The organism is Paraburkholderia sp. FW306-2-2C-D06C, assembly GCF_058781505.1.
Window position 1 is genome coordinate 1 of the sequence record NZ_JBYSWU010000016.1, and the last position, 13,713, is coordinate 13,713.

Below are 13,713 nucleotides of genomic sequence, written 5' to 3' on the forward strand. Positions count from 1 at the left end.
TATCCTAAAGAAAGGCCTTTACCAGATGAAAATTACAATTCCACAAGGGTTTGCGCAGTTTAAAGGCGTTGAATGTGCAATTTCCGTCGGAGTTCAGCCACACACACGTCCGATTTTGAAGTAGAGAGAAAACGGACGTTCTCAGCCTCCACGAGAATGATGGCTTTGGCCGAATCCGGAAGTTCGATGTCGAACCGGTCGGGTTGAATCCAAGCCTGCTTCGAACTTCCGCAGGTGATTGTCGACGATTTACGCGAGGGTGTCGACCGGCCGTTCCTGGCCGATTCCAGCCCGACGCGATCGGCCGTAACCGCTCCGAATGCGACGTTCGTGCAATCCTTCAGTCGCCCAGTGGCACCGTTTCAGCCGTGAATCAGCTTTGGCTCGAAATCAGCCCCCCGCGGCGGTCTGAACGCGGGAACCCTTGTCGTGTCGACGTCAGCACGAATGTTGCTTCATGCCGACTAGCCAATCCATTCGCGAGTCTACCTAGCTAAGTCATGCCATCCCGGGTTCGAATGTCGAGCACAGGAAAAATCAGAAACATGTGGTGAGAGAAAGGAAGACTACGATGAAACCGTTACGCCATTGGCTCTTATGTCTGCTTCTATTCGTTGCCGGCGTTCCCGTGTCCGTATATGCGCAATCGCTCTCGCTTGGAGACGGCGATCTGCGGGTGATGACCTACAACGTGGACGAAGGCACGGATTACCAGGAATTGGCTCGGGCATCGGGATTTCAGGAGTTCCTCGTCGCCGTGGGGCAGACGATCACCCAGGTACGCGCGACCAATCCCACTGAGCGCATGCGAGCGGTGGCGAAGCAGATCATCGCTGCCGGCCCGGCGCTGGTGAGCTTGCAGGAACTGGACCAGTGGTCTTCCGGGCCGTTCGATCAGGCCACCTCGACATGCGGGCCGGTTATGCCGGAATTCGACATGGTGCAGGAACTGCTCAATGCGCTGATCGCTCAGGGAGCCCACTATCTCGTCGCCGCGCGGGCAACGCAGTATGCATTTCCGCCGACGCCGGGATTGATATTGCCCTCCACGTATCTGTGCGTGCAGGTCGTCAATCAGGTGGTGATTCTCGCCCGCACCGATCTCGATCCGTCGCGTTTCCAATGGACCAATCCACGGTCGGGGCAGTTCGCGAACAAAGTTTTCTTCCAGACGCCGATCGGCACTGTGCCGCTACCGAGGGCCTGGGTTTCCGTGGACGCCAAGTTCAACAACAAGGCGTTCCGCTTCATTGGCACACATCTCGAATCTGCGGACCCGCACATTCGTGAGCTTCAAGGCGCTGAATTGCGTGACGGGCCGGCAAAGACGGCGCTGCCGGTGATCCTGGCCATGGATTCCAATGCACAAGCCGCCCCGCCGCCGCAGGACGTTACATACACGGATTTCATTGCCGCCGGCTATCAGGACGCTTGGTCGGTGACTTATCCGTTCCTTCCCGGATTCACGTGCTGCCAAGCGCAACTCGTGAATAACGCCCTATCCCAGCTATACCAGAGAACTGACTTAATACTGACTCTGGGCAATGTCAATGTGCAGAGGATTGCCTTGTTCGGCGCAAGTCAGGCGAGTAGAACCTCGAGCGGCCTGTGGCCGTCGGATCACGCAGGGGTTGCGGCACAACTGGTGGTGGAATGAAATGGCTCCAGCTCCGCTGACTAGGCTAATCTTGACCGTTGGCACTGATCAGACTTGCCATGTGGTCTCGTCGAACAAGCCTTAACAGCATGCGAACATTTTCTCACCGGCGAAAAATCGGGCGCTGTTGTCCCACTTTCCTCTTGGTCTTGGTGTGTGTCGTGGTCGGCGTATCAAAATTGAAACAACTTTGAAGGTTGGTGGTTCGGAGTTAAGCATATCGCTGGGAATTCAACGGCCATGTGTAGAAAGTCTGTTGGGTGGCTTGACTATTGCTGAAAATTTCGCGGACTGTCCTCAAATTCGATTTATGCAACAGCACCCCGACGCGCTGGCAGAACCTGTTTCAAAACTGACTAATTTTTGCCAGCAGCAATGCGGAATACCCAGCTGATTTCCATCTGTTTCCGAGCGAAGAACGATCCACAAACGCCTCGCATACTTATTGCGTTTCAGTCTTGAAACATCGGGGGCATACGTCCGGGGGACGCGCGACGTGTGCCCTCTATGTGTGCCGGAGATGCCGCAACGATGGCACGGTTTCTGCGAATACCCGGCCGAACTTCAACCTGAGAGGAGATAGTCATGGGAGCTAAGCTAGCGGTTACAACGTCCAATCCGGGCACTGCGTGGCTGAATAATTTTGCGGATACCATCGTCGCAAAGATAGAACTCGTGGGGGGCGGCAAGTGGGTAATCATGGGGAGGATGATCTTGGGAAATGGTGATGGAGACTATCAAGGTGCCACGGCCAAGTTAGTCCATGATGCAAATGTCGTGCTTGACCATGCCGAAATTTGGCTCAAGGGCGGCATCAGAACCTGTATGTACTTGCAATCGTGCTTGATCGTGAAAGAACGCGAAGTGATTACGCTTGAGTGCAACACCTACAAGGGTGAAGCTTCTTGCGCATCTCTGATCGCCTTCAACGTTGATGACATCCAGTTTCAGTAGGTCGAAATTCAGCACGACCATGTGAATGTTCGCAACCGGCTAAGCGGTGACGGCCCAACGACTGCTTGCAGTGGACGCGACGCAAGCGTCGCGTCCGTGAAGCGGGACGTTAAGAGAACGTGATCAGGAAACCGAGTCGCGCGTTCGATTCAGGCGTCTGTATCCACGATGGCCTGATGACCGGTTGCAGGTGCAGAGCCGCCGTCTGAATGTTCGCGTGACCTACAGGCGAATGGCGCTTACTGGCGGAACTGAGCCTTTCAGGAAGACGCCGAGCGCGCAGCTCCGTGTCGCATATATTGCGAATCCTGCGACACCTCGACGGGCTCCATACCGCGCAATTTCTCCATAAGTGGCGGTGCCTTCTCGGCACTATGCGGCGCCTGGCTGACGAGCGAGCGTTCGGTATACGGTCGGTCGCGAAACCGAAAACAGCTCGGCCAGATTCATGGAAGTAGCGCGATGAGGGCGACGGGCGTGAGTCAAACGACGCGTGATCGGCACGTCATCAACTCACGCGCGACGGACGATCAATGCGACTCGATCGAGCCGTCGCTATGCGGATAGGTGACGATGCCCCATGCGAGCGGCAGTTCGCCGATCTGCTTGATCAGCTGGTAGTTCCGCGCGTCGAGTACGTAGACCGCATCGGAGCGCCCGCATGCCACCAGCAGCTTCGCGCCGTCCGGCGTAAAGCTGAAGTGCCAGCAGCGCTGTCCGACCGGTACGTCGGCGACATGCTCGTAGCTGTGTCCGTCGAAAACCTGGACCGTCTTGTCGCGCGCCGCGGCGACGAAGAGCCGCTGGCCGTCGGGACCGAACGCCACGCCATACGGCCCGAGCTTCGTATCGACGGTCTTGACGACCTGGAACGTGCGCGCATCGATCACCACGAACTTGCTCAGCGATTCGAGCGTCACCACGTAGTCCTTGCCGTCGGGCGACAAGCGGATGCCGCGCGGACGGCCGCCTGCCGCGAGCTTCACGGTTCTGACCGGCGCGCCCGTGCGGGCGTGGTAGACGGAGACCGTATCGTCGCCCTCATTGGTGACGAGCATCGTCTTGCCGTCGCGTGAAAATTCGATGCCTTCGGTTTCGTGGCCGCTCGTCACCGAACGTATCACGCGCCATGTCTTCATATCGACGATCGCGATTTCCGCGGGCGGCTTGTTGGCGTCATCGTCGTCGGCACCCGGTTTGCTGTTGGCCGCGGGCGGGCCGCCCTCGTCGCCGGGCTCGTAGGTCACGTACGCGTAGCCGTTGTGCACGCGCACATATTCGGGGTTCTTGCCGATCTTCACGCGCTGCACGACCTGACCCGAAGCCGTGTCGATAACCGCCAGGTCGCCGGTATTCTTATTGGCCACCAGAAGCCGTGTGCCGTCCGGATTCAGACTCAGGCCACGCGGACCGTCAGCGCCGACCGGCAACGTCTTTGTCAGCGTCATCTGATCCAGATCGATCACGCCGACACCTGCCTTCTCGCTCGTCACGTAGGCCGTTGGGGTTGCAGCGTAGGCCATGCTCGCGGCGAATGCGAGTGTGACCACGGCGGCGGTGGCGGTAGCGGTGACAGCGAACGCGAGGGAGCATCGTGGCGTTTTGATACGAAACCGTGTCTCCAGCATTGTTGTACTCCGTGGTGAAAACGCTGCGCCGCGAAAGCTCGCGTCATTCAAGCAAAGTAGTCCATCGGAGGATCGTTTGGCAACAGACATCGGGCAGGAGATTTTCCCGAATTGACGCAACGGGCCCGCCGGCAGTTCTAAAGCACGGTGTAGGGGTGGAAAATGAGGCGTGGTTCAAAAAGAGCCCATCCATTCGATGCAGCAGAGCAAACGCGATCAAAATCGCCCGCCGGGCGAGCCTACTTAGAGTATTTTATCTGTTGCATTATCAGGGGAGGATCACTATATTTATAGTCAAATTTATATTTACCGGTTTTGTCGATAAAAAATTCAAACCAAATCCATTCGTCGGATTGGCTCTTCGGCTTACAACGCTTTAAATCCACCAAAATATCCAACGCCTCGAGCGAAAGATCTAGATCTTGCTTGATACTATTGAATGTAAACGTTGCAATATACACCTCTTTACGCTCCTCATTGATCAGAGCATTCTCATAGTGAATCCGAATCTCATCCCATGCCAGCCTCATTGAGTTTGCAACATGAGATGCAAATTTATTTTGCAAATCAATCATTTCCATCGAATCACCCCCCCGCTTGGTTGCGGAATATGGTTGTTACCCAGTTACCGGAGTTTACGCGATAAGAGGCAATAAAAGCATCTGGTCGCGTAGTATTATTGGGGGCATAGTACTGTGGCTGCACCCGCATCTCTACCGAGTGGTTCGCCGGGTCTAGCCTCATGTTCTTCACTAAGCTTTCCCAGGACGCGAAACGACCCTGATTAAGATTCGGCAACCCGTTTTGGGGCATCCCATTTCCTGGGACGACATTGAGCAGGTTAGTCGGCCCGCCATACTGATCGCCAATCAAGTGAAACCCGATATCGCCGGATTGAGCATCCGGCCCTGCCCCAATGCTACCCGTACTCACACCATCTGTACCGGATCGGCCATCAAGCTGCGCTATTTTTACTTCTCCGCCAGCCGAAATGACACGCCCCAATCCATCCGTCTCCCAAGAGTAACCCTCATAAACGTACGTTGTATTGGGCTCGGCCGCGTTTGCTGCTCGATTAAAATCATCGATGTTATCGAATACTTGAACAGGCGATCCCTCGCCAGCAAGTTTATCTAAATGATGGTAAAGCCTGTCGAGAGACTCAAGCTCGTCCTCGGGCAGTCGTGAGTCGAAATCAAGGAAGTCCTCAAATTCCGCCAACTGATGCTCGACCGATTCTCTCTGCTCTTCGAAGGGGTCCGGGACCTCGTTTGCGCCTGCGTTCGCTCCGCCGTGTTGAAGCCCCAGCACATCGACCTGCACGAGCGGATTGGACGCATACGCGTACAGATTGATTCCGCCCGCTTGCCCTTTGGGATCCGATTGCAAATATCGCCCGGCCGTCGGGCTATAAGAACGAAACCGATTGTAATGTAGCCCCGTTTCGTCGTCGAACCAATGTCCCGGCCAGCGGAGGTCGTACTCGACCGCATTGCCCGCCGCGACGCGAACCAGTCCATAAGGATCAATCTCCGCCGCTCGCCAGACGTCCAGACCCGCTCCGTCCTCGATCTGCTCTGGCAGCCCCGCCTGATTGCAGAACACGTAATACGCCTGACCCGATTCGGGCTCGGCGTCATATCCTGTGTAGTCGACAAACATAAACGGAAGATATGAAGTCTCGTTTGCATAGACGTAGATCCGCAACTTCCCGTCCGGACCGATCTCTGCAGCTAGACGGTCGCCATCCCAGTAGTACTCCGTGCGCACCGACCCGGTTGCTTTCCCGATACGCCGGCATAAGCCGTCGTACTCCGCAGTCCAAGTCTCTCGCCGATCGCTCCATGCAACCTCTACAAGCAAGTCCATGCCGTTGTAGCGGTAGCGCGTCCGACGACCGTCCCGACCGATCTCTTCGGCCAGATGATTGCGGTCGTCATAACGAAATATGCCGGTCGATGCTGCTGCAATCCGGTTTCCCTCGGCATAGTGCGTCCAACCAACCGCGGGCGTACACAGCAGATTGCCACCAGGGTCGTATTCGAAACGACGCACGGGCCATCCGTCTCGCGTTTCCCCTATCAGCCTGTGCGCATCGTCATACGTAAATTCGATGACGGTTCCCGAATGGTCGATGACGCGCCGTAGCTCACCGGTTGCGCTGTATCGATACGCGACGCAACGCGGTACTTCACCTTCTCGCCAGACGAGCCTACCCGTACATCGCCCGTCGACGTCGAATCCGGCGAGTGCATTCGTGCCGTTGCCGAGACGCAGCAAGATCTTGCGATCGGACGTGTGCGTGATCCGCTGTATTCCGCCAGCCGGCGGGTAAATGAGGCGCTCACCGTCGACGCCCGCTTCGTAGCGCACCGCAAATCGACCAAAGTATGCAGTGCTCGACTGCCTCCCGTCGACGTAGGTATGTTCCACGCCTCGGCCATTGCGCTTGTCGCTGGTGCGGCGACCGCGCGTGTCGCACGTGAGGGTGACGTCGAACGCATCCGTCGACGCGTTGGTGAAATTACCGCGCGCGTCATATTCGTATGTGTGGGTTTCGCCCGTCGAAAGCACGCGTTTCCGGTACAAGCCGTTTTCGCCAACTTCCAAGCGCAGCAAGAGTTTGCCGGCGCCATCGCGTTTCTCGATCAGTCGCCCCCCCGCATCATAAACATACGTCTCGCGCAGCATGCCGTGACGCGTGACGCTAGTCATCCGGTCCCTGAGATCGTACGTATAGTTGCTCTCGTTGCCGTTCGCATCGATCAGCTTTGCGATCTTCCGCTTGCTCGTATACCGGTACCGTACCGTACTGCCCACCGGATCCGTCTCACTCTCGAGCAAATTCCACGATGTAATAACACGGGATAATCTTCGTCCATCCTTGTCGCTATGACCGACGACATGGCCTTCTGCATCGCGTTGCAGGCGCTCGGTTTTGCCATACTCGTCCGTACGCTCGATTACGAATCCCGCAGCGTCGCGACGTTGCCTAGCCGGACCGGTAGGCTCATCGTCCGCAAATACCGCTTTCGCCAGCGTGGCGATTTCCGGCGGAAGAACCAGCGAATCGGCCGGCGTTGCTCGCGAGGCGCCTCCCCACTGCAACGCCAATGGCGTACCAGGCACAATGTGCGCCAAGGGATTGGGAAGCGTAGGCGCATCATCCTTCGTCGGCCAAAGATTCTTCCATTGATCCACGCGTCCCGTGTTGCGCCCTCGCGCGTCATACAGCCACCACAGCGGGTGACCGCCTGAATCGATCTCCTTCGCAATGCAGCCGTTTACGCTGAGCACATACTCGGCTGCCCCCCCATACGGGTCAACGACGCGTGTAATCGTCCCCACTTCGTTGTACAGGATTGTCCACTTACCGCCATCGCCCTCGGTCACGATGGTGCGCCCCGGGTGGTACTGGAATCGGACGTGCCACATCCCGTCCTGCCCAGTGCTTTCCACACAGCGACCCACGCCGTCATAGCGATAGAAGAACGAGTACCCGTTCGCATTGGTAAGCCGTACGATGCGACGCTGCGCATCGTATTCATACGCGTCTGACGCATCGAGCGCATTGCGGTAGCTGATCAGACAGCCTCTCGCATCGTAGGCGTACCGGGCAATGCGGTTGATGCGACCGTCGACGTCCGTCAGCACAACTTCGAGGATCCGCCCGCACCCGTCATACCCGAATCCGATCACCCGCCGGGTCTGACCTCGCTCGTCGGCTTGCGTAATTCTCTGGAGACGCCCATCTTCGTTCCAGTGCAGGGCGCTACGCGCCCCATCGCGGACATGACCCACACAGCGGGCGGACCGGTCCGTTTCCGGGAATTGCTCAAACTCCAGGTCACCCTCCACCTCATGCCGGACGATGAAGCGCCGGCCGTCAAGCTGCTCGATCTCGTAGCCCTGACAGCAGCCGCCATATGTCCCATCCGCCCTAATGCTGAAGGTGTATTCCGTTCCGCGTGGATCGGTGTAGACGGCCCGCGTGCGCCGCAACCGCAGCTCGCGCTGCCAGGCGTGCCGGAATCCGTATCCCAGCACACCATCCCGCTCGTGCCAGCCGCTGCAGTAGTGACGCCCCCACCTGAACGGCACGACCTCGTCAGTCTCATAGTCCGTGAAATCGTTCTTGACCTCGCCGGTGACGGCACTGATCGGCTCCCCCCTGAACTCACAGGCCAGCTCCTGCGCCCATTTCGGCAGCTTCGGCCGCACCTTCTTCCCGATCCCATGCTTGACGCCATGCCACATCACCTGCGAATCCGGCATCGGAAACCCGCCGATCAGCACCGTCTGGTTGCCGTCCATCAGCATGCCCATGCTCGGCTCGATACCCGGATCCTTGCCCATCATGTTGCTCAGCAGCATCACTCCCAGATCCGCAGCGGTCTGCGCGACCATCATCGCGGCAGCCAGGCCCTCCCCTTGCGACACGTCATCGGCGGCACCCGCCACACCGGACCCCGGCCCGACGGCCGCATTGCCGACTTTCCACGCCTTGCCCGCCCGCCCCATCCAGCGTGCCCGGCTCGTCACCTCGGCGGCCTCGCTCGCCGCTTCTTCGCCTTTCTCGGCAGCCCCCTCTGTTTCTTCGCCGGACTTCCCCGCATGCCCCATCGGATTACAGTGCCGCGTCATGTCGATCCCCATGCGCGCCGCACGCATCCCGCCGATGAACGTATTGCTCGAACCCGTTTGAATGTCGAAATAAGGCGTCAGTCCGCCGCACGTCGGCGCGATGCCGATGTCCTGCACGCGGGCCGCAGGCATGCCGCCGATCAGCACGCTCAAGCAGCCGCTGCCGATCGTCCCACCGATGCTTGGCAACGGAAAACCGTCGCTGGGCGGATGATCGTGTGCATGCGGCGTGCCGAGATGCGGGGCGCTGATGACGGCAGCCGGCATCCCCGGCATCTTGTCGAGCAGTGGTATCTGTGCGATGCCGGTATTGAGCAACTGCGACGGCGTGCCCTGCAACGAAGCGAGCGCATTCACGGCCTCGCTGACGTGATGAAACGCGTTTCCATCCGATGAGAACGTTTGCTTGAACGAGTCATAGGTCGACCGAGCCGTGTCGAGGAGCGCGTCGCACGCGGTGTTCACCTTCGATTCCGATTGCGTCTTGCCGCTCGCAGGCGGATCGGATGCGCGTATCAACCGGTTTTCCGAATCACTCATCGCCGTGCCCGTTCATATCCGGCTATCGTGTAAAGCGGCCGCCGCAGCTCCCCGCTGTCGAGCCGCGAAAAGCGGATCCTTTTCCAGCTCGTACGCTTTTGCCTCGGTTTTCAGGCCGGCTTTCGCATACAACGACACGAGCCGATCGAGCATGTTGCAGCGTTGCCGTTCGCAACCGAACTGCTCGCACAACCCCTTAGCATCGAGCCAGCTCTTCGCGGCTTCCGCCGCCTTGCCGCACGCGAGCAGCGCGACGCCGGCCTTCTCCATCGCCTCGATCTTCGTATGCACGAGCATCAACCTGCCGGCAGCGCCGCTCGCCAGATCGAAATAGACTGCCGCCTTTGCATGCTCGCCGAGCGCATTGCAGCAATTGCCAACCGCCATCAGCGAATTGAGCACGACGAGCAGATTGCGGCCGTCGAGCGCCGCGGGCAGTGCCCGCACATACCACTCCTTCGCGTCGCGCGGCGATCCCTGACGCAACGCCACGTCGCCCAGGCCGTGCAACGCCACTGCGCAGCCCGTCGCATCCTGCCGCCCGGCATGAAACGCAAAGAGCGCGTGATATTTGCGCTGTGCGTCCGGCAGCCTGCCGTGCGCGAGGTCGATCGCCGCGATCTGCATCAACGCCCCCATGCGCTGCGCGATCGGCTGCGCCGCATCGTTTGCGACGTCGACCAGGTTGCGGGCCGCTTTCCCGGACGAAAAGTCCACGGGAAGTATCAATACATGCTCCGCCCTTCTCTCTCTAGCGAGCGGAATCAGGCAAGGATGATTTCGATCGTCGCGGATGCAGAAGCGATGCCCTTCCGTCCAGTCTTCGAAGCCGTTCAGCGCCAGCAAGTGCAGCACCATCTTCGCGAAGCCGCCGACATCGGCGATCGACGACGGTAACCATGCCCAAACGACTTTCGCACCTTCCGGCACCAACCCGCGAACGTGCATGACGGCTTCACGCAGCCGATCCGCGAGCGCCCGCCTCGGGTCGATGCACGTCAGTGGCAACGACGGCCAGCGCGTTTCGCCGCGTTCGACACGCGCCCGGTTCTCTTCGTCGATCTGACGGGCGAGCACCTCCATGCACTTCTGCAGGTACGCGTCGGCCGCGTCGCATGGAAACGGAAAGGTCAGGAAAATCGCATCGCCGACTCGCTGATCGAGCGATTGCAGCATCTTCAGCACGGGCACGACGTCGTTGTCGGTCATCTCGAGCAGCAGCGTCGGATCGTCGGGCTGCTCGACGAATGCTTCGATCGACGATTCGATGGCGGCGAACTCGCGATGCATGACGGCGCGCTTCCTTGTCAGTTCAACCGGACATACCGGCTGCGCACGACGGTGTCCGCTTCCGTCCGGATGTCGACGCCGCCGCGGCCGCCTTCGAGTTCGAGCGTCTGCGCGCTCAGCCGCAGCTTGCCGGCGACTTCGATATTCACGTTCCGGTTCAGCAACGTCACGACCGGTCCGTCCGGCGACGCACGCACCTGCAACAGCGGACAACCCGACGCATCCGACACCTGCACGCATTTGTCCGGTTCGAGCGCGAGCGCCACGGCAGGCTCGACGACTGGCTCGACCGGCTCGCCGCGGCCTGTCCGCCTCAGCAGGCCGGAGACCAGATACCCGGGCCAGTTCGCCGGCGACTGCAACAACACGCGATCGCCGATGCCTGGTTTCACGCCATCCAGACATTCGAGCCAACGCTCGCACGTGTTGCCGTCCTGCATCGACCATTTCACGCGAACCCGCCCCATCGCATCGGGATGGTGCGTATCCGTCACCTCGCCGATCAGCGGCGACGACTCGTTACGTTCGACCGCCGGGGAAGGATCCGGCACCGCATCGTTCTCGAACAGCCGGCGCAATGCCTTGACGGTGTCCGCTTCAAGCGCCTCGTCGATCGTCATCTGCTCCGCTTCGTTCTCCATCGAACGTCTCCTATGCGTCAAATGCAACCAGGGATCCGGCAAGCGGCCATCGACACCCGGCCACTCCGTCGCAATCAATTGATATGGGCAATCGTCCCCTGGATCGTCACGCCCGAACCGTCGAGCGTGACGGAGCCGCCCTTCGTCGAGAGGACGATCTTCGTCGCCGTGACATTGACTTCACAACTGTCCGTGCCGTTATCGATATAGATCTTCGGCGCCTGCAGACTCGCCGTCGCCTTGCCTGCAAGCTTGAGATCGTCCTCGCCGTAGATCTTGACTCCTTGATTAAGGCCGGAGATGTCCACGCCCTTGCCATCTCCGGCGATACTCACGCCGCCGACGCGACCTACGATACCGACACCGAGATCGCTACCCGTCCCGTCAATGGATACGCCGACTTTTTCCTTGTTGATCGATACAACGCTCTTTTCGACGCCCATCACGACACAATCGCATGCGACCATCGACGCGACCTTCGCAACTTCGACCGCATAATTTCCTTTCTTGACTAGCGCGGCATACGAGCCCGCGCCGACGACATGCGTGCTGTCTCCCTGGACGAAAACGTCATGTGTGCCGCTCACCACCGCGAGGCTGTGATTGCCTTTTGCAACGGTGTGCGTACTGTCGCCTTCAATGGACACGCTGCGATTCCCTCCCACGCCATGCGTCTCATTCCCCCTGATCTGCGCAACCCGATGCTGCCCGATGTTCACCGTCTCGTTCAATCCGACGCTCCTTTGCCGGTTGTTCTTCACCTGCATCGTCTCGTCGTTGCCGACCGTATGCGTGTGGTCGTGCCCGACCGACAGCGTGTGATCCTGCTCGGTCTCCGCATCGAAGTTGCGTTCCGCATGCATCCACAGCTGCTCCGCGCCCTTGCGGTCCTCGAAGCGCATTGCATTCGCGTGTTCGGTGGTGCCGCCGGGTGTCGAGCGCGACAGGATCCCGCTTTGCGTCGCGCTCGCCGGCAGCCCCCACGGCGGCGTCCGCTCGCCGTTATACACGCGCCCGGTCACGATCGGATAGTCGGGATCGCCGTTCAGGAAATCCACGATGACCTCGTCGCCCACGCGCGGAATCTGGACGCCCCCGAACCCGCTGCCCGCCCATGGGTTCGACACCCGGATCCAGCACGATGAGTTCTGGTCGCGCTGCCCGTACCGGTCCCACTGGAACTGCAGCTTCACGCGCCCATACTGGTCGGTCCAGATCTCTTGTCCCGGCGGGCCGACCACGACCGCGGTCTGCGGGCCGCTGGTGCGGGGTCGGGGCGTCACGCGCTGCGAACGGTACGGCAGGCTGGTCGGCTGCGCGACGAGCTGCGTGTCGTGCATCACCTCGTCGTCACTGCCGCTCGCGTACACGTTTTCCTGGAAGCGGTAGCTGCATCGAACCACCAGATACTCGCGGTTCTGATCGTCGCGCGGACAGTTCTTCAGCGTGAACAGATACCCTGGCGCGACGCCGCGGACATTCGTGTGTCCGGCCGCACGCTCATGTTCGGACTGCAGTTCCTCGAGCCTCACGCGGTTGTATCGCTCGCCGTGCGCGTCGTCGCGATATCCGCCCGGCCATTCGTAGACCGGCAGGCTGTCATGGCTGTGCCCGCGAGGATCGGCCCGGCGCACCGACAAATCGGCTCGCGGTTTCGTGAAATCGTAGTCGTCGGCCTCGTGCCGCCCTGCGTTGATTTCTTTCGCAGGCACCCATGTATCAATATGTTCTTCGTCAGCGATCGTCGCCCGGTCGTGACCGAGGTACGGGATGCTTGCGTATCCCGGCAACGGATGGTGCGACGACATCGCGTCGCACAGCACCAGCGTGTGCTTGCCGGATGCATGCTCGAAGTAATAGTAGATGCCCTCATGCTCGATCAGTCGCGAGACGAAATCCGCGTCGGTCTCGTTGTACTGGACGCAATACTCGCGTGGCGCATAGCTGTCGGTCAGCCTGTTCTCGATCTGGAAGCCATACGGCGCGAGCGTCTCCTGAACGATCTCCGGCACACTGCGCATCTGGTAGATCCGGCAATCCGTGCGGCGCGTCGCGAGCCACAACCACGGCCGCACGACGAGTTCGTAACGGTAGTGGCGCGCGGCATCGCGTCCGGCAAGCGACGCCCGCGCGATCACGCCGTTCAGGTAGCGCGTCGCGCCGCCCTGCTCCTCGATATGCACGGTGACCGACTGGCCCAGTAGCGCTTGCAGCGACAGACTATGACTGTCGGCGAGCGCGTCGATGCGAAACTCGAACATCCGGCCCAGCTCCTCGTCGCCGCACAAGCTGCGGAACTTCAATTGGTCTCCCAGCGGACTGTCCAACGTAAAGATGCGTGACACGGATGCGTCTCCTG

8 protein-coding genes are annotated in these 13,713 nt (G+C 59.8%); 2 read left to right on the forward strand and 6 right to left on the reverse strand.

The genetic code is table 11. The features are described from left to right. The first annotated feature begins 679 nt into the window (after positions 1-679). A complete protein-coding gene (locus AC3WLT_RS14430) occupies positions 680-1,657 on the forward strand; it encodes an exonuclease/endonuclease/phosphatase family protein (protein ID WP_492592398.1) in 978 nt (325 codons plus the stop codon). Positions 1,658-2,242: 585 nt separating this feature from the next. After that, the gene (locus AC3WLT_RS14435; protein WP_492592399.1) at positions 2,243-2,611 is read left to right on the forward strand and encodes a hypothetical protein; all 369 of its coding nucleotides are present in this window, start codon (positions 2,243-2,245) and stop codon (positions 2,609-2,611) included. A 530-nt stretch (positions 2,612-3,141) separates the two neighbouring features. Here AC3WLT_RS14435 and AC3WLT_RS14440 read toward each other — a convergent pair. The 6 genes from AC3WLT_RS14440 to AC3WLT_RS14465 all read right to left on the reverse strand — a co-directional run bounded on the left by AC3WLT_RS14440 (position 3,142) and on the right by AC3WLT_RS14465 (position 13,699). Beyond that, positions 3,142-4,239, reverse strand: a complete 1,098-nt coding sequence (locus AC3WLT_RS14440) for a YVTN family beta-propeller repeat protein (protein WP_492592400.1) — start codon at positions 4,237-4,239, stop codon at positions 3,142-3,144. A gap of 239 nt (positions 4,240-4,478) precedes the next feature. Next, entirely contained in the window at positions 4,479-4,820 is a 342-nt protein-coding gene (locus tag AC3WLT_RS14445; RefSeq protein WP_492592401.1) for a hypothetical protein, read from the reverse strand. Positions 4,821-4,824: 4 nt separating this feature from the next. After that, on the reverse strand, positions 4,825-9,423 hold the full coding sequence (locus AC3WLT_RS14450) for an RHS repeat-associated core domain-containing protein (RefSeq protein ID WP_492592402.1): 4,599 nt from the start codon (positions 9,421-9,423) through the stop codon (positions 4,825-4,827). Between the two features lie 12 nt (positions 9,424-9,435). Further along, positions 9,436-10,713, reverse strand: a complete 1,278-nt coding sequence (locus AC3WLT_RS14455; RefSeq protein WP_492592403.1) for a hypothetical protein — start codon at positions 10,711-10,713, stop codon at positions 9,436-9,438. A 17-nt stretch (positions 10,714-10,730) separates the two neighbouring features. Next, positions 10,731-11,354, reverse strand: a complete 624-nt coding sequence (locus AC3WLT_RS14460; RefSeq protein ID WP_492592404.1) for a hypothetical protein — start codon at positions 11,352-11,354, stop codon at positions 10,731-10,733. A 74-nt stretch (positions 11,355-11,428) separates the two neighbouring features. Continuing rightward, positions 11,429-13,699 (reverse strand): type VI secretion system Vgr family protein, encoded by a 2,271-nt coding sequence (locus AC3WLT_RS14465; protein ID WP_492592405.1) that lies wholly within the window; start codon positions 13,697-13,699, stop codon positions 11,429-11,431. Between the last annotated feature and the right edge of the window lie 14 nt (positions 13,700-13,713).